Genomic DNA, 16,436 nt, shown 5'->3' on the forward strand with positions numbered 1-16,436 from the left:
GAAACAAACTCTTAAATTAAATATGGATGCCATGTTGGCATCCAAACTCCAAGCGCATTTAGATAAGCAGTCCACCGTCAACATTTAGCGCTAAGCCAGTGGTATAGCTTGATGCATCTGACGCCAAATAGAGCAGTGCAGGCGCCATTTCTTCGGGCTGTGCTGCGCGACCCATAGGAATATTTTTTAGTGAGTCAGGGTGCTCAGTCAACGCGCCGGCAAATTTTGTGGCAGTTAGGCCAGGTAATAAGGCATTCACGCGAACTTTGTCCTTCACGCACTCCTTGGCAAACGCTTCGGTCATATTGACGACGCCAGCCTTAGTGATTGAATACACACCTTGCCAATGGCCTGGTGACTTAGCGTTGATGCTAGCGACATTAACAATACTCCCGCCACCGTTGGCAGACATCAACTTCACGGCTTTAGCCGTCATGTAGAAGTAGCCCTTCAAATTCACTTCAACAATTTTATCAAAGGCCGACTCGGGGGTATCTTCAATGGCTCCGAAGTATGGGTTGGTGGCGGCATTATTAATCAAGATATCTAAACGACCATATTGGGCAGCTAGCCACTCGAAGGTGCTGCTAATGTCATCCATTTTACCAACATGCAGCTCTCGCGCTTCAGCGCTGCCCCCAGCCGCAACAATACTAGCGACGACTTTCTCACAATCGGCCACTTTTCGACTGCTGACGATGACATGAGCACCATGCTGCGCGAATAGCTTTGCTGTTGCTTCGCCAATGCCGCGACTGGCGCCTGTTACCAGCGCAATTTTTCCCGAAAGATCAAAGGTGGTGGTCATAACGATGTTAACTCCTAGTTAATTATTATCAGTAAGATGATTCAGTCTACTGCAGCAAGCGCCGCTTGGCGAAGGGGGAAAACCGTAATCGAATTGCTAGTCGAAGCGTTAGTCGTGAGGCATAATATGCCTACATATCGGAGGATTAATACTTGGAATTCTTAGCAGAGTACGGATTATTTTTAGCTGAATCGATCACGGTAGTTATAGCTATTGCGGTAGTGATTGGTCTGATCGCCAATAGTGGTGCACGAAAGAGTGCCAAAAAGGGTGAGGTATCAGTAACGGATCTAAATGGTCATTTCGAAGAGCTGGAGGAGGCCATGTTTGTAGCCACGGCGAGTGATGACCAGATCAAACGCCGCGAGAAAGCGCTTAAAAAGACGAAGAATTCAGAGAAAAAGGCGGCTAAGAAGGCCGCGAAAGCTTCTGCCAAGACTTCGTCAAAGGCCGATGAGCAAAAGGAAGATGCCTCGGCGTCGGATAAAAGAAAACCGATTCGCTATGTCATCAATTTTGATGGCGATGTTAAAGCTTCCGCCGTAGAGAACCTGCGAGAGGAAGTGTCTGCGATATTGATCGCAGCGGAACCCTGCGACGAAGTGGTTGTTCGACTAGAAAGTCCCGGCGGTATGGTGCATGCCTATGGCCTGGCTGCTGCTCAGCTCGAACGAATCAAGGCGAAGAAAATTCCATTGACTATCTGCGTTGATCAGGTGGCTGCGAGTGGTGGCTATATGATGGCCTGTTTGGCTGATCGTATTATTGCTTCACCGTTTGCATTACTTGGCTCCATTGGTGTGGTGGCGCAGATGCCGAATATTCATCGCCTGTTAAAGAAGAATCATGTGGATGTTGAGTTACATACTGCAGGGAAATTCAAGCGAACCTTAACCATGCTCGGTGAGAACACCGATGAGGGGCGAGAGAAGTTCCAAGAGGAGCTGGAAGAGGTTCACCGCCTGTTCCGCGACATGGTTGCCGAAGCTCGACCTAAGCTTGATATCGATGCTGTAGCTACCGGCGAAGCCTGGTATGGAAAGCAAGCCTTAGCGCTAGATTTGGTTGATGAGTTGCAGACCTCAGACGAGTATTTATTCAGTGGTCGCAAGACCTTTGATCAGTACCTTGTGCAGTGGTCGCGGAAGAAGTCCGTTGCAGATAAAGTTGGCTTGGCAGCTCAAACCGCGCTAACCGCCACGTATGACAAACTACTGGGTCTTACGCATCGCCGCGATTTTTAAGATACAGCGTGGCGACTTCTCTCGTACCTTGGCGAAACTTCTAGTCTACAGTGATGTGACTGTTCGTGGAGAGTGCTGAAAGTTTTACCGAAGGGTAGGGCGCTGTTTAGCAGTAACAAAAAAAGGAGTCAATTGGCTCCTTTTTTTGTTACTGCTAAATGCTTGCCAAGCGTGACAATACGAATTAGTGCAGGGCTCAGCGTTGCGCTAGGTCCAATGCGAATTATATGCGTTTAGTCCCGTCGTAACGAATCTTTTGGTGACAAAGGGTTACTCAAATTAAAAATCACGAGGTAACTGGAAACTAGGAAGGTCAAGATCGCAGCACTTTGTACTGTAATTGATGCCGCTTCAGAGAGAAGTCCGGCATTTATCGCGACGAAAACAACGAGCAGAGAGAACTCACTAATTTGGCCGAGACGTATTCCTAGATCCCACGCTAATCGGTTTGATTCAGACTGCTTTCGAAGTAACGTTCTAAAGGTCAGTGGTTTGATCACTAGAATACTGATCGCGAGCAAGCTGCTCACTAGCCAGACCTCTTCTAACAGGGCAAAGTTATAACCCGCTCCTAGGGCAAAGAAGAAAGTCACTAAGAAAAAGTCTCGGAGCGGTTTAAGACTTAATGCGATATATTGAGAAATAGGTGAGCTCGCGAGGCTTACTCCGGCAAAAAAGGCACCGATTTCACGTGATAAGCCAATTAGTTCGCTAACTTCGGCCACACCTAGACACCAACCAATACTCAGCAAGAAGATGTACTCCTGAAAGCGATCAAACTTAGCGAGCAATGGGAGCAGTATAAACCGCACCGCAATTAGCGATCCGCCGGCAACTAACGGAATCATCGCGAGTATATAGAGCGCTGAGGCGAAGGCGTTATCAACACTATCAGTGCCTTGCAATAAGCTAATTAGAATGATCGCGATGATATCCTGAACCAGCAAAATTCCAACCAGTAGCTCACCAATGTGGCGATGGTGTAGTGCTGTAGTGGGGAGCAGCTTGATGCCGATAATGGTAGAGGAGAACATACAGCACGCCCCGATAATCAGCGCGTCAGTGGTGGAAAATGAGAAACTAAATGCCAGTATGGCGCCTAACCCCGCAAAGACCAGTGAGCTTAATAGGACAACAACGGTGGACTTTCGCAAGGTGGACAAGAGAGCGCTGGGCTGCATATCCAGACCGAGTAGGAATAAGAGGAAAATAATACCAATACCACTGATTTGTCGAAGCAGTTCTAAGTCCGAAACGAAGCCGAAACCGAACGGACCAAGCAACATTCCGACTAAGATATAGGCAACAATCAGTGGCTGCTTACCCCAAAGGGCTAGCGTAGCCACTACGGCGGCACTTGAAAAAATAATAAAAAAACTTTGGAAAATATCGGTCACGTCAATCTCCTAATAGCCTCCAAATAGTGGCGGAGTCCTGAGGATTACGCAAGCGAGTAATCTTGAAAGTGCCCCCCAAGTGCAACCAACATAGGGGGAAGGATTAATGCTTCGCGACTTCTTGAAAGTGATAGCTATCAATTCGACGTTCAAGTAGTCGTTCCACTTCTGCACGAGCGGAATCATTGCTCACCATGAATACCGTTACACCGCACTGAGAGAGGTAGCCAACTTGATCAGTGATAAAGTTACCTGAGACGATAATGTGACCGGTGAAACCCAGCGCTCGAAGCTGTTTACTAATACTGAAGACCTTGCCATCGGTGAAAACTGGGACCTCGATAATTATCGCATCGTCCTTGCCCGCGACAAGTGCATGCAAGTCGGTGCTTTCATTAATAGTTGGGCTGTTCGGATACACAGTTTCGATGTCTTCGGCCAATAAAACTGACAGCTCAGGCATTAGTGACAGCCTCCGTAGTTGTGTTTGCTGTGGTTGCATAGGCGGCTGTTTTGAACGGCGCGTGGCCAATGCGATGGTAGGTATGAGCGAATCGCTCGCCTTCTAGGCGGTGCTCCAGGAAGACATTAAGGAGCTTCTGCAAGACGCTGGTAATTTCCTCTTGGGCAAATGATGGCCCCAGTATTTTGCCAATAGTTGCTGCTTCGTAGCCCGCATTGCCACCTAAAGAAATTTGATAGAACTCCTTACCTTTCTTGTCGACGCCTAAAATACCAATGTCGCCAATGTGGTGATGGCCACAGGCGTTCATGCAACCGGAAATATTGAGATCAAGATCGCCCAAGTCATAAAGATAATCATAATTATCAAAGGTCGCTTGAATATCATGTGCGACCGGAATCGACTTGGCGTTAGCTAAGGCACAAAAGTCTCCGCCAGGACAGCAAATGATATCAGTCATGGTGTTGATGTTTGGCGTAGCGAAACCGGCCGTTAAGAGTGCTTGGTAAAGTGCATAAAGACCATTGGCCGGCACATCAGCGAGAACGATATTCTGCTCGTGCGTCATTCGGGCTTCGCCGAAACTATATTGCTCAGCAAGATCGGCTACCAAGTTAAGTTGGTCAGCGGATAGATCACCTGGTGGCGTGCCGGGCTTCTTGAGCGAGAGTGTTACCGCGCGATATCCATCGATACGATGCTGACTTACGTTTCTACCAAGCCAAAGCGCAAAATTATTATCGAGCTTTTGCTGCTCAAACAGTTTTGCTTGCGTTTCAAGTTCATCAAGACCGCGTTCATAATTGGGCTCGCTAAAATAGCCGCCGAGCTCGCTCAGCTTGTTAGCGACGTGCCGCTCCTCGTAGCTGCCAACTATTGGTAGTTGCTTTAACACGGCCTCTCTGAATGCTTCGACGCCCATTGCCTTCACCAAAATTTTGATGCGGGCTTTGTATTTGTTGTCGCGTCGGCCATTCAGGTTATAGACCGTTAAAATGGCCTCGAGGTAATTAAGTAGCTGACTAAGTGGAACCCAATCAAAAACCGACTGCCCGACAATTGGCGTGCGTCCCAAACCACCGCCCACGAAAATTTCAACGCCTAGTTCACCCGAGCTGTTGTGGGCTAACTGCAGGCCGATATCATGGAAGCGGATGGCGGCACGATCTGACTCAGTGCCCGATACGGCGATCTTAAATTTACGAGGTAAGAACGCATACTCAGGGTGCAGCGTACTCCACTGCCTGATTAGTTCACACAGCGGACGAGGGTCGGCGACTTCATCTCTTGCTACGCCTGCGAAAGCATCCGTAGTGGTATTTCGAATGCAGTTGCCAGACGTTTGTATGGCGTGCATTTCAACCTGAGCTAGCTCAGCTAGAATATCGGGAACGTCTTCGAGCTGCGGCCAATTGAGCTGAATGTTCTGGCGAGTCGTTACGTGGACATATGAGCGATCATAGCGTCGACTAACGTCGGCAAGCCTGCGCAGTTGCTGGCTATTAATCATCCCGTAGGGAATAGCCACTCGGAGCATGGGCGCATGACGTTGAATGTAAAGACCGTTCTGAAGACGTAGCGGCAGATAGGCTTCTTCAGATAATTCTCCGGCTAGGTATCTAGCCGTTTGATCACGGAATTGACTAACTCGTTGGTCAACCACAGATTGGTCGAAGGCTTTATATACGTACATGTTCAGTCAATCCCTGAATTACTTTACTAGGGCGCTAACTTAGCAGCTTTCTATTATTCTAAAAAGAACAGTAATTTTATACTCTTATTACCTATTGTTATATAAGTTGAATGCGCTGCGCTAGGCCAGCCAGAGTGGGGGTTTCCACGGGTTGTCGGTGGTAATAGGTAGTGGTTATACTGTAAATAGCCGAGGCTGTTATGGATCGGTCAATCTAATTGAGTTTCATAACAAAGGGGTGTTTAAGGTGACAGAATCAACAAATAGTTCAAATGATACAAAAGTAGATGCTGCTGCAGCGGTAATTTTAATTGCGATTTTCGTAACTGCGGCTATCGTTTGGTTACAAGGTTTAGCTTAATTGCTAACAGGGTTCGCGTTGGCGTGACCCTTAACTTCTCGAAAGGTTTGCTTTAGGTGCTTATTTTATGAGTTCAGAGTCGTCAAATATGGAATTACACAGCAGTTCAATTTATTGGCTCGGCCGTTTGGCCACACAAATGCAAGAAGCCTTCAATGGAGCCGTAGCGCAGTACGGTGTGAGTTGGGCTCAATGGATGGTGTTGAATGCGGTTTACTACGAACGCGCGAAAACGCCGGCACAGATTGCTCAGCATATTGGTGTTGATCGCTCTGCTATCACGCGTTTGGTTGATCGTTTGGAGGCTAAAGGTTTAGTTGAGCGCAGTCGCGAGAATGCAGATCGCCGTTCAATTAACATCGAGCTAACAACGAAAGGAAAGAACTTAATTCCTTCGCTGTTAGAATCGGCTAAGTCGCACGAGAAGCAATTCATCGAATTGTTAGATGAGCGTGAAAAATCAAACTTTTTCCGTGGTCTAAGCGTACTGCTTGCGGCAACCGGAAATGACGACACGCCATTCCATTAAGTTCTCAGCGAAGCCGCTGTTCATCGTTTAGTTTAAAACGATGTTAACAATGACGACTAGCGAAACAACGAATGCAACCGTAAGCAAAAGGCCCATTATGATAAAAGGTAATGGGCTACTTCCTTGAAAATCTTCTTCGAGTACCTTGCTTGACTGAACGCCAAGAAATGCAGCCCCGGTACTTTTGGCTATTCTCAGCCATTTTCTCCATCCCTTAGTGGCGGCGTTACCGTTCATAATAACCCTTAAAGATTTGTTGTTTTTATCGTCTCAGCTTTAACGTAGAATACGGCCAAATTGCTGGAGAAAATCAACCATGTCAAATGTAACCGTTACCCCATCAGCTCACGACTATCTCGCAGATTTACTAAGTAAGCAAGATGTTGAGGGTGTAGGCGTGCGCATGTTTGTTCAATCACCTGGTACGCCCTCTGCGGAAACCTGTATTGCCTACTGTCGCCCAGGTGAAGAGCAAGAGGGTGATGTGGAGATGCCATTGGAACGCTTTAGTATGTGGTTTGATCAGCGCTCATTGCCATTCCTAGAGGATGCAATGGTTGATTTCGCCGAAGATAGAATGGGCGGTCAGTTAACCATTAAAGCCCCCAATGCCAAAATGCCGCGGGTGAGTGATGATAGCCCCATTGAAGATCGTATTAACTATGTTCTTTACAATGAAGTGAATCCTGGTTTAGCGGCTCACGGCGGACAAGTTTCGCTGTTAGAAGTAGATAAAGATGGTTTTGCGGTATTGCAGTTTGGTGGTGGTTGCCAGGGCTGTGGCATGGTTGACGTAACGCTTCAGCAGGGTGTAGAGAAAACGCTTAAAGAGCACATTCCCGAATTGGCCGGAGTTAAGGATTCTACTGACCACTCAGATACGTCTAACGCCTATTTTAAGTAAGCGCGTTACACGTATTGCGCAGCTAACTAAGCCATCACTAAGTTTTGCTGTAAAGAAAAAGGCCCAATATCTTCATATTGGGCCTTTTTTATTAGCTGCTAAAAATGGGGCGCCGCAACTGCGAAGTCTCAAAGGTAGCTGTTTACTAAGAGCGGGTCCGCAGTGGCAGAACATCACGCAGTTTATCTGCCATTTCGCGTAGGCTCGCTTCCGTAGTTTCCCAGTTGATGCAGGCATCAGTGATGGAAACGCCGTATTCAAGCTGAGAGCGATCCGCATTGATCTTCTGGTTGCCGCTATGAAGGTGTGATTCGATCATCATTCCCATGATAGATTGATTTCCCTCAATAATCTGATTGCAGACATTATCAAGTACGAGCGGCTGAAGATTATGATCTTTACTCGAATTCGCGTGGCTACAGTCCACCATTAGATTTGGGGTTATACCTGCCGCCGTTAGCTCCTGTTCGCAGACCTGCACTGATACAGAATCATAGTTTGGCTTCCCGTTACCTCCGCGGAGTACGATGTGTGCGTAGGCATTACCTCTAGTTCGAATAATGGCTACTTGGCCTGATTTGTTGATACCCAGGAAGCGGTGAGGATTCGCCGATGACTGCAGCGCGTTAATGGCAACTTCGAGACCGCCATCGGTACCATTTTTGAAACCAACAGGCGAAGACAAACCACTCGCCATTTCACGGTGTGTTTGCGATTCAGTGGTTCGGGCGCCAATGGCTGACCATGCGATGAGGTCCTGAAGATACTGTGGTGAAATTGGATCAAGCGCTTCAGTCGCGGTGCCAATACCGAGCTCGAGCACATCCATTAATAGTTTTCGGCCAGTGTGTAAACCTTCCTCAATGGCGAAGGAGTCATCCAGGTGAGGATCGTTGATCAGGCCTTTCCAGCCAACGGTGGTTCTAGGCTTCTCAAAGTAAACCCGCATAACAATAAACAATGTGTCGCTGAGTTCGTCAGCTAAAGCCTTTAGACGCTTGGCATAGTCCATAGCGGCGTCGGTATCATGAATTGAACAGGGTCCAACTACCAGCAATACGCGATGATCCTTGCCATCTAGGATGTTGCGAATAGTATTTCGCGCGTCGGTTACTACCTTCTCAGCACGCTCAGAGAGCGGAAGTTCTGCAATTAGCTTTGCTGGAGATATCAGTACGTCTTGGCTTTCAACGTTGATATTGTCAATTGTTGCTACACTCATTTTCGCTTACCACACAGTTCGATTAATCGTTATTAGTTTAAGCATAATAGCCACGGAGCCTCCACGCTTAAAGGGAAACTTACTTTTATCTTGGATAACCAAAGTTTATAGATGGTCACTGGCCCTAGAGGGCGGTGATGCGCGCGAATGATTCCGCTTGAAGTAGTCTTACCGTTGCTTGGTTCAATGTGCCCGTGGTGAAGAATTCTGCCGGTTGAGGGTGGCTCTGCAGCGAGGCCAACGTACTCACGCGCCGGGCAATAGCATTGCCCGAGTCAATCAGTTCGATGTGGTCAGGAAGTACGGACAATAGTTCCGTCTTGAGCAGCGGGAAATGGGTGCAGGCAAGGACAAGGGTATCTACAGAGCTTGGAAACAGCGAGCGGGGAAGAATCTTGCGGAGTTCCGAAGTATCGACGGCGTTACCGGATAGTTTAGACTCCGCGAGTTCAACGAGTTGATTGGCGCCGATACGAGTAACTTGGCAGTTGGCGGCGTAGCTTTGGATCAGTTCATCAAGGTACTGGGATGTGATTGTTCGCTCCGTTGCGAGCACCGCAATGCTCTTGGTGGCGGACTGAATGGCTGCGGGCTTGATTGCCGGGACAACACCTACCACCGGAATGTTCAAGGTTGCTCGGAGTTGGGGAAGCGTATGAGTACTGGCGGTATTACACGCCACAACAAGCAGTGAGGCATTTACACGATCAACCATCTCAGGAATTAGCGTAAGCATTCTGCTGCGGATATCTTCAGCGCGCTTTGCTCCGTAGGGCAGCCACGCGTGATCAGCAAATTGATGAATGCTGAGATCGGGGCGTAGCAGTTGAATTTCTCGTCGGATACTTAACCCACCGAGACCTGAATCAAAAATTAGTACAGACACACTTTGTTTCCATGCTTAATCTAGCTTATTGTTATCTTAGAAAGGCTATAACACAAGGACTTGAACGTGAAAATTCGTAAGAGCTATCGGGGTCGAATTTTCGGTCTAATCATCGTACTCATCACCGTGAGTGTCATGGTGATGTTGTTCACGCTTTTTACACTTTTTCGAAGTGTCGCCTACCAAAATCAATATATCTTATCTAGTTATGTTGATAACCAAGCCCTATTGTTTGAACGGATGTTACTGGAACAGCCTGACTGGCAGGTTGAAGACCGGCTGACCGTGATGCGAAGAGTGTATTCGCAATTTGACCGGCAAACGCTCCCAATCAACGAGACAACGGGAGTCTTTGAGGTCATCGTGCAAACCAACGATGAGATGCATTGGCTAATGGGCGGCGATACGATCGTCTCCAGTGCTGCTTATCTCATGGAAGATAAGGTGATTCTTGCTGCCTTAAACGGCGCTCAAGGTGTAGTCATGCTTGATGATGGTTTCACTGAACCGCAGGTGAAAGCATTCTCTGGTTTGCCCGAATGGGGCGTTGCCTTTGTGTTGACCGTATCAATCAATGAACTGCGCGAACCCTTCGTAAATGCGGCGATTAAAGCGGTGTTAGCCGCGGTAATTCTTACCTCAATAGGCGGTTGGTTCTTCTATCGGATTAGTAGGCCAATTATTGTTGATTTGGAAGAGAATGAACTGAAGTATCGCACCTTGTTCGATAACGCCAACGAGGGGGTGTTGCTGCTAGCACCAGAAATAGTGGACTGTAATGATCGTGCCGCAATGATTTTTGGTATGACTAAGTGGGAGCTTCTTGGTCGTGACCTCGATAGCTTTTCGGTGAAAAATCAGGCGTATCAGCAGCCTCGTGACTTCATATCTCGAGCAGAAAATGGCGAGGCTCAGTACTTCTTGTGGCTCGTCCGCGATAGCGGGGGTTCCGAGCATGAACTTGAAGTGATGATGCGAAAAGTGGAGCTCGATGAGCAGGATAGACTTTTGGTCACACTGGTAGACATCACTGATCGTCGAAGAGCGGAGAAGGATCTGCGTGTGGCGGAAAAGGCTATTCGTGACGGCCGTGATCATCTTGCTCACGTCGCACGCCTCAATACCATGGGTGAAATGGCGGCGGGGATTGCTCATGAGATTAATCAACCACTCTCTGCAATTACCACCTATGCCCAGGCGAGTGAAAAGCTACTTCAGCGCCCTGAATTAGATAGAGAGATGATGGAGGAGGCATTCAATCAGATTGCCAAGCAAGCGCGGCGTGCAGGCGAGGTTATCCGACGCCTGCGAGACTTTGTCAATAAGAGTGGCACTAATCTTCAACTCTGGGCTCCTGAAGATATTGTGGCTGAATCTGTGGCGCTTGGCATGGTCGACGCGCGAAAGTATGACATCCCAGTAGTCACTGATCTTCAAGTTGGCATCGCGCCCATCCAAGTTGATGCGGTGCAAATACAGCAAGTATTGATCAATTTGATTCGTAACGCTCTTGAGGCCGTTGCGGCATTCCGACAGTCCGACGGCCAAGTAGATGTGATACTGTTTGCCGAGGATAGGGGTGTCATTATTCAGATTGGCGATAATGGACCTGGGCTTAGTGAGGAAGCGCTTCAGCGTGTATTTCATCCATTCTTCACCACCAAAGCATCGGGGATGGGGATTGGACTATCCATTAGTCACTCCATTGTCCAAGCTCACAAAGGTACTATGAGAGTATTTAATAAAAACGAAGGCGGGGCGGTTTTCGAAGTTTGCCTGCCCTATGCGAAAGCATCGGCGTAGTCGCGCTAAGCTTTGTGTTACAGCATAAATATTCATTTAAAAGTTTGACCAAAAAGGGAAATAAGGCATGAGCGAACAAGCACTAGATGTTGTAATTTACGTTGTTGATGACGACGAAGCAGTACGTGGTTCAATTAGTTTTCTAATGAAGGCCAACGGTTATCGTTGTCAGACATTTGTGGATGCACAAGATTTCTTAGCCAATGCCACGTTAACGAAGCCTGCGGTCGGAATATTCGACATTCGTATGCCCGGAATGAGTGGCCTTGAACTGTTCGACGAACTGAAGGCTCGCGATCAGTTGTTACCTGTTGTCTTCGTCACAGGGCATGGTGACGTCCCAATGGCGGTTGAAGCCATTAAAAACGGCGCGTTAGATTTCATTCTTAAACCTTTCGATGACCAGGAACTACTTTCACATATTGAAGATGCAGTTGAGAGTATGACTGCAAGCCGAGAGCGTCAAGTATTGAAGGAGACGGCCTTAGAGCGGCTTTCTAAGCTGACTGATAGAGAATCTCAGGTGATGGAGATGGTGGTGGCAGGTAACGCGAACAAGGTGATTGCATATGACCTTGAGGTTAGCCAACGCACCGTTGAGATTCATCGCGCAAATGTGATGCAAAAGATGGGTTGTCGTTCACTGGCGCAGCTGGTAAGAATGGTCATGATTGCGCGTAGCGAAATCTAAGGTCAGTCTTTATTTGCTGGCGGCTGAAGCGCTGCCAGCAAATATTTCGGTGCCTCGCTTTCAAAAAGCTGCCTACCGCCTTTCTTGTAGGCAAAGGCAAGCGTCTGATGAGCTTTATCGGCATCGCCTTGTTCAAGCAACGCCTGCCCCAAACGAAGTAAAACAAAGGGGTTGTAGTTGATGCCTGGACAGTGAAGCGCCGAATTTAGCGCTTCTTTTGCAGGCCGAAACCTCCCAGCTTTGAAGTAGGTATCCCCCAAAGCGGTAAGTACCCAACCTGATTCACGGTAATTAGTCTGAGGCTTTGGCAGCTTGTTCCAGGCGCGATAGAAAACACGCAACGCACGTTCCCACTGCTTTTGATCGTAAAGGTCATAACCTTCCGAACAAAGTGATTTAATCGATTCCGTTAATTCCTTGCTTAGTTCGTCCATGGTGCCCTTTTTAAGCGTATAATCGGTACATTGATTAGAATTGGAGTTTTTATGCTGACCGCGACTATCTTAATCGGTTTTATCCTAGCAATAAGTATTATTGTAGTGCTAGCAATTTATGCACTCAAGCTAACAAAACAGGTTAAGCAGGTTCAGGCTGACCAAGCACTGAAGTTAAAAGATATCGAAGTACGTGCCGAAGCGGCGATGGATGAGGTTGCTTTGGGTATTACCGTATTAGCGAGAGCTCACCTTCAGGGAGAGCTTTCGTCTACCGAAGCTTGTTTGAGAATTTGTCATTCAATGGATCAACTCCAGTTGAGCTCGTTATATCGCGGCATTTATCCTGCCATCTTTGAAGTGTCTGATCGGGCTCAGGATTTCCCTATTATGGCCGCATATAAAGCGTTATCTCCGAAGGAGCAATTCAAGCTAGACCGACAGCGAGACGAACTAGAGCAGGAGTTTGAAGAGTCAGTGAAGCGCTCTATGACCGGGCTATCAACCTTTGAACGCCCGAAATTTGACGATGCCGCTGCTTAGCGTCTACTTACTCTAAGACGGCGCTCGTCTTTACCGTTTAAGCCTTAATGGTGCTAGCGGCGTTCAAGTATTACCCCGGCCTCCATATGGTCGGTGTAGGGGAATTGGTCAAAAAGGGCTGCGCGTTTAACTTCGTGAGTTTCTGTTAGCTGCTGGAGGTTCTCAACTAAGGTTGCTGGATTGCAGCTGATGTAGATAATCCGTTCAAACCGTTGGCACAGGGTAGTTGTGTCAGGATCCATACCTGCGCGGGGTGGATCTACAAAAATTGTCGATACATCGTAATCATCTAGGTCAATGCCTTTGAGACGGTTAAACTCGCGCTCTCTATTCCACGCTTGAGTAAATTCTTCAGCCGAGAGGCGAGCCACGCTAAGATTCTCTACTTCATTAGACGCTGCATTCAGTTGCGCTGCGCGGATTGAAGTCTTGGCCATCTCGGTAGCTAGGACCTTGCGATAATGAGGTGCTAGGGCCACAGAAAAGTTACCATTACCACAGTAGAGTTCTAAGAGGTCTTTAGGGTTTTGCTGGGCTGACTGGGCGATAGCCCATTCCAGCATTTTCTCACAGACCGCAGCATTGGGTTGGCTAAATCCTCCCTCATTTTGTCGGTAGTGCAGGGTGTTGCCGTTGACAGTTAGCACCTCATCTACCCAGTCGCGACTTATGGCTACTTTTTGCTTACGAGAGCGACCAATGATGGCAATGTCGTAACGCTGCTCAAGAAGCTTCGCCAGAGCTATCCATTCATCGCTAAGCGGGCGATGATAAATAAAAGTCACCAGCATATCACCTGACAGGGTGGCCAAGAATTCAATATGAAAGAGGCGTTTAGCGAGGAGTTCACTGTTGTTCACTTCCGCTAACAGCTTTGGCATCAGCGCGTTGATTTCCTTAGAGGCAACGGGGAACTGATCGATAAATATCGGAGTTTTGTTATCTCCGGGCTGAAACATCGCGTAGTGAGCGCCGTCATCCGTATGCCACACCCTAAATTCTGCTCTCATTCGATAGAACTCAGGCGCAGACTCGTAAGTGTCTAGTTCGCCCTGATAAAAGGGAGATAGCATGGCTTTGATGCGTTGAGTTTTCTCTGCGAAGAGTGCTTGGTAGTTTTCAGGTTGGGTGAATTTCACGCGGTTACCTAGATGCTGAGTTGATTGCGCGAATTATAGTTGATCTTATGGTTGGATATCGAGCCGATTTTTATCGCGATCATGCCAAAGGGCAAGACTTTCCTCGTGGGCGCTTTGGTAATCGGTATGGTGGTAGGCCATCAGCACAGCGGTCATCGTCTCGATAATGGCGATTTCTCCGCTCGTTGTATGGTCGTGGCTACTCGTCCCTTGGCGCCAAAGCGCTTTCAGCGCATTAACCGATGGTTGATAAGGCGGAACTTTCGTCGCAAATTTTCGGCGCAAAGTCAGGTCATAACCCATAGCCGCATGAGTCATAAACAAAGCAGTGTTCGCATTTGGTCGAATCTCGGCTTCGCCGCCGGCTCCTTTAAATACCAAACTTCTGTCACGGCCAAGGCGTATTGCGGCGTGTTGGTGGAGCGGCGCGTATCGGGGGTGAAAGACGGACATAATCTGCAAGCGCGCTGGGACCGGTGAACAGAGTCGAAGGACGCTATTTAACGGCGATCTCAGGCCGAGTTCGAAGCGCAGGGAGATTAGCTCCTCAAGCTTAGGAGCCCAGTTTCGCAGCGCTAAGTAGGCTGGGGAATTCAGCTTAGGTGTGGGGGTCTGAATTAGGTCTAGGTGTTCATAGACAGATTCAGTGTAATGTCTTCCTGGTGTATGGCCAGGACCGCCGTGAACGAGAATGCGATAGGACTGACTTAGTGCAAGCTGCGCTAAAACATACCAATTGCTTTCGTCACGCTTACCCGAATAACTGGACCAACTAATGTCGGTCTGTATGTCAGGTTGAGGGTATGAAGGGCAATAAAATGTTTCTATCGCTTTAACAAAGCCAATAAGCTCTTCTTCACATTCTTCCTTCACTCGCATCAGCATTAGGAATGCGCCAATCTGAGTAGCTGATGCTTCATTACTTAGTATGGCGGTCATAGCTGTGAAAGCTTGCTGTTCAGTAAGGTCTCGGCGGCCCTTTTGGCCCTTGCCTATTTGACGAATAAATTCAGCAAACGGGTGTTCGGTTGCGACACTCATAGGCAATTTTCTGGTTTAGGTAGACCAGCAATCTTACTAATGTATTTCGGGGGGCTACCGGGGAAAAGCTTAAGTAGTGCGATGCTAGAGGCAATCTCATCATGCCCTTCGCGCTTTAGAAACTTAATGAACGCTCGCATGGATGGGGACGTTTCGAACTGTTGATGGAAGGCTCGCGCAGCCTCAATAGCAACTTCATGGTTTTTGCTCAGTTCGATATTTTCTTCCCGTGCCAGTTCTCGGGCAAGCTCTGGCGTCCACTGATTAAGGTCAGTCAAAAAACCTTCGGAATCCCGTGAAACATCGCTTAGGGCCATGTGATTACTCGCTTGTGATCAGCACTTAGTTGGACTAACCCATTGGTATCAATGAGTTCGCAATGAGGACTGAGCATTCGCGCCTTACACGCACCTTCGTGAGCCAGTAATTGGCAGCCTGGAGTATAACCTGACGCTAGCAGCACCGCCTGACTCATTAATACAATCGTATCCTTCTCGCCAGCCGCCGCTTCGGCGAGTGAAGCACTGGCACTGGAGTAAAGTAGATGAAGGCTAGACATTAGAGTATCCACACATTTTTGAACTCATCCATAAGCGCTTTAAGCTCGCTCTTGGGCAATTCTTTTACAGGTACCACAGTTTGCTTGGGTAAAGATGAACTACAGACAAATATATCTTCGAGATCAAACAGTTCGAGAAGTTGCAATTTGGCAGCCGCGGATTTCGCAAAGCTAGGGCTCTGAACCGTATTCAGTGCCAGTGCACTGGGACCCAGCAGTAATAGGGCGGCATCGCGATCGAAGTTAAGCGCTGCAATTAAGAGGTCAATACGCTCCTGTGCTACGGGTGTAGCATAGGGATCTGAAGTGAAGCAGATAAGTAGATCTCGCATTAAAATCTCACCACTCGGTCAGCGCTAAGTTCAGCCTCGATTAATGCGCCAAGCCCGACAATATTGAAGCCCGACGCAACGGTAGCGTCTGGGAGGTCGTGGCGTTTGGCTTCGGACTTGTTGAGTATTCCTCTACGGGTAGCCGAGGCAATGCAGACGTTAAGATCTGTACCGCCAAGGGCAGCAATGTCGCGCCAAAGTGTTGCAGCGTCATGTTCATCGCGAGGGGAGACTGAAGTTTTAAGCGCCGTTGAAGTGCCTTCACCCCAAAAGAACACACTTTCTAAGGTATGACCCGAATCCAATACAGCTTGAGCAAACGAGAGTGCATTATGGTGCATCTCACTCAATTGAGGTGCGCAGCTTATAAGGAGAGAGAATTTCATG

The 16,436-nt window shown here is 48.1% G+C and carries 20 protein-coding genes; 6 read left to right on the forward strand and 14 right to left on the reverse strand.

What is annotated here, in order from left to right:
- Nucleotides 1–58: 58 nt before the first annotated feature.
- Nucleotides 59–808 (reverse strand): SDR family oxidoreductase, encoded by a 750-nt coding sequence (locus DFR27_RS04180; RefSeq protein ID WP_121876221.1) that lies wholly within the window; start codon nucleotides 806–808, stop codon nucleotides 59–61.
- Nucleotides 809–960: 152 nt separating this feature from the next.
- Here DFR27_RS04180 and sohB point away from each other — a divergent pair, with 152 nt between their 5' ends.
- Entirely contained in the window at nucleotides 961–2,052 is a 1,092-nt protein-coding gene (gene sohB, locus DFR27_RS04185; RefSeq protein WP_121876222.1) for a protease SohB, read from the forward strand.
- 233 nt (nucleotides 2,053–2,285) lie between these two features.
- Here sohB and DFR27_RS04190 read toward each other — a convergent pair whose 3' ends face one another.
- From DFR27_RS04190 to DFR27_RS04200, 3 genes are all read right to left on the reverse strand, one after another.
- Nucleotides 2,286–3,455: a cation:proton antiporter domain-containing protein gene (locus tag DFR27_RS04190; RefSeq protein WP_121876223.1), complete on the reverse strand. Its 1,170-nt coding sequence runs from the start codon at nucleotides 3,453–3,455 to the stop codon at nucleotides 2,286–2,288.
- A 97-nt stretch (nucleotides 3,456–3,552) separates the two neighbouring features.
- Nucleotides 3,553–3,912, reverse strand: a complete 360-nt coding sequence (locus DFR27_RS04195) for a DUF934 domain-containing protein (protein ID WP_170150773.1) — start codon at nucleotides 3,910–3,912, stop codon at nucleotides 3,553–3,555.
- Nucleotides 3,905–5,605: a nitrite/sulfite reductase gene (locus tag DFR27_RS04200; protein ID WP_121876225.1), complete on the reverse strand. Its 1,701-nt coding sequence runs from the start codon at nucleotides 5,603–5,605 to the stop codon at nucleotides 3,905–3,907. Before DFR27_RS04200 ends, DFR27_RS04195 begins: the two co-directional genes overlap by 8 nt.
- 428 nt (nucleotides 5,606–6,033) lie before the next feature.
- Between DFR27_RS04200 and DFR27_RS04205 the strand changes: the two genes are divergently transcribed.
- On the forward strand, nucleotides 6,034–6,495 hold the full coding sequence (locus DFR27_RS04205; RefSeq protein WP_121876226.1) for a MarR family winged helix-turn-helix transcriptional regulator: 462 nt from the start codon (nucleotides 6,034–6,036) through the stop codon (nucleotides 6,493–6,495).
- A gap of 27 nt (nucleotides 6,496–6,522) precedes the next feature.
- On the opposite strand, the gene DFR27_RS12770 is transcribed toward DFR27_RS04205, so the two are convergent.
- On the reverse strand, nucleotides 6,523–6,732 hold the full coding sequence (locus DFR27_RS12770) for a DUF2970 domain-containing protein (protein ID WP_121876227.1): 210 nt from the start codon (nucleotides 6,730–6,732) through the stop codon (nucleotides 6,523–6,525).
- Nucleotides 6,733–6,811: 79 nt separating this feature from the next.
- On the opposite strand from DFR27_RS12770, the gene nfuA reads away from it, so the two are divergent.
- Nucleotides 6,812–7,399, forward strand: a complete 588-nt coding sequence (gene nfuA, locus DFR27_RS04215) for a Fe-S biogenesis protein NfuA (RefSeq protein ID WP_121876228.1) — start codon at nucleotides 6,812–6,814, stop codon at nucleotides 7,397–7,399.
- A gap of 145 nt (nucleotides 7,400–7,544) precedes the next feature.
- Here nfuA and DFR27_RS04220 read toward each other — a convergent pair whose 3' ends face one another.
- Nucleotides 7,545–8,621, reverse strand: a complete 1,077-nt coding sequence (locus tag DFR27_RS04220; protein ID WP_121876229.1) for a 3-deoxy-7-phosphoheptulonate synthase — start codon at nucleotides 8,619–8,621, stop codon at nucleotides 7,545–7,547.
- Nucleotides 8,622–8,745: 124 nt separating this feature from the next.
- Complete coding sequence (gene murI / locus DFR27_RS04225; protein ID WP_121876230.1) at nucleotides 8,746–9,507, reverse strand: glutamate racemase; 762 nt, start codon at nucleotides 9,505–9,507, stop codon at nucleotides 8,746–8,748.
- A gap of 66 nt (nucleotides 9,508–9,573) precedes the next feature.
- Here murI and DFR27_RS04230 point away from each other — a divergent pair, with 66 nt between their 5' ends.
- Entirely contained in the window at nucleotides 9,574–11,310 is a 1,737-nt protein-coding gene (locus DFR27_RS04230) for a sensor histidine kinase (protein WP_121876231.1), read from the forward strand.
- A 67-nt stretch (nucleotides 11,311–11,377) separates the two neighbouring features.
- Nucleotides 11,378–12,001, forward strand: a complete 624-nt coding sequence (locus DFR27_RS04235) for a response regulator transcription factor (protein WP_121876232.1) — start codon at nucleotides 11,378–11,380, stop codon at nucleotides 11,999–12,001.
- Between the two features lie 2 nt (nucleotides 12,002–12,003).
- Here DFR27_RS04235 and DFR27_RS04240 read toward each other — a convergent pair whose 3' ends face one another.
- The gene (locus tag DFR27_RS04240; protein ID WP_121876233.1) at nucleotides 12,004–12,435 is read right to left on the reverse strand and encodes a tetratricopeptide repeat protein; all 432 of its coding nucleotides are present in this window, start codon (nucleotides 12,433–12,435) and stop codon (nucleotides 12,004–12,006) included.
- A gap of 51 nt (nucleotides 12,436–12,486) precedes the next feature.
- Here DFR27_RS04240 and DFR27_RS04245 point away from each other — a divergent pair, with 51 nt between their 5' ends.
- Complete coding sequence (locus tag DFR27_RS04245; protein WP_121876234.1) at nucleotides 12,487–12,978, forward strand: DUF2489 domain-containing protein; 492 nt, start codon at nucleotides 12,487–12,489, stop codon at nucleotides 12,976–12,978.
- A gap of 53 nt (nucleotides 12,979–13,031) precedes the next feature.
- Here DFR27_RS04245 and trmA read toward each other — a convergent pair whose 3' ends face one another.
- The 6 genes from trmA to tusD are packed head-to-tail and all read right to left on the reverse strand — an operon-like array spanning nucleotide 13,032 to nucleotide 16,435.
- Complete coding sequence (gene trmA, locus DFR27_RS04250) at nucleotides 13,032–14,117, reverse strand: tRNA (uridine(54)-C5)-methyltransferase TrmA (protein ID WP_121876235.1); 1,086 nt, start codon at nucleotides 14,115–14,117, stop codon at nucleotides 13,032–13,034.
- Between the two features lie 45 nt (nucleotides 14,118–14,162).
- On the reverse strand, nucleotides 14,163–15,158 hold the full coding sequence (locus DFR27_RS04255) for a glycosyl transferase family protein (RefSeq protein ID WP_121876236.1): 996 nt from the start codon (nucleotides 15,156–15,158) through the stop codon (nucleotides 14,163–14,165).
- Nucleotides 15,155–15,475, reverse strand: a complete 321-nt coding sequence (locus tag DFR27_RS04260) for a TusE/DsrC/DsvC family sulfur relay protein (protein ID WP_121876237.1) — start codon at nucleotides 15,473–15,475, stop codon at nucleotides 15,155–15,157. Before DFR27_RS04260 ends, DFR27_RS04255 begins: the two co-directional genes overlap by 4 nt.
- Nucleotides 15,466–15,717, reverse strand: a complete 252-nt coding sequence (locus DFR27_RS04265) for a hypothetical protein (RefSeq protein WP_121876238.1) — start codon at nucleotides 15,715–15,717, stop codon at nucleotides 15,466–15,468. Before DFR27_RS04265 ends, DFR27_RS04260 begins: the two co-directional genes overlap by 10 nt.
- Nucleotides 15,717–16,049 (reverse strand): DsrE family protein, encoded by a 333-nt coding sequence (locus DFR27_RS04270; protein WP_121876239.1) that lies wholly within the window; start codon nucleotides 16,047–16,049, stop codon nucleotides 15,717–15,719. The genes DFR27_RS04265 and DFR27_RS04270 overlap by 1 nt, the downstream gene beginning before the upstream one ends.
- On the reverse strand, nucleotides 16,049–16,435 hold the full coding sequence (tusD, locus tag DFR27_RS04275; RefSeq protein WP_121876240.1) for a sulfurtransferase complex subunit TusD: 387 nt from the start codon (nucleotides 16,433–16,435) through the stop codon (nucleotides 16,049–16,051). The genes DFR27_RS04270 and tusD overlap by 1 nt, the downstream gene beginning before the upstream one ends.
- Nucleotide 16,436 lies beyond the last annotated feature (1 nt).

The organism is Umboniibacter marinipuniceus (assembly GCF_003688415.1).
GTDB lineage: Bacteria > Pseudomonadota > Gammaproteobacteria > Pseudomonadales > DSM-25080 > Umboniibacter > Umboniibacter marinipuniceus.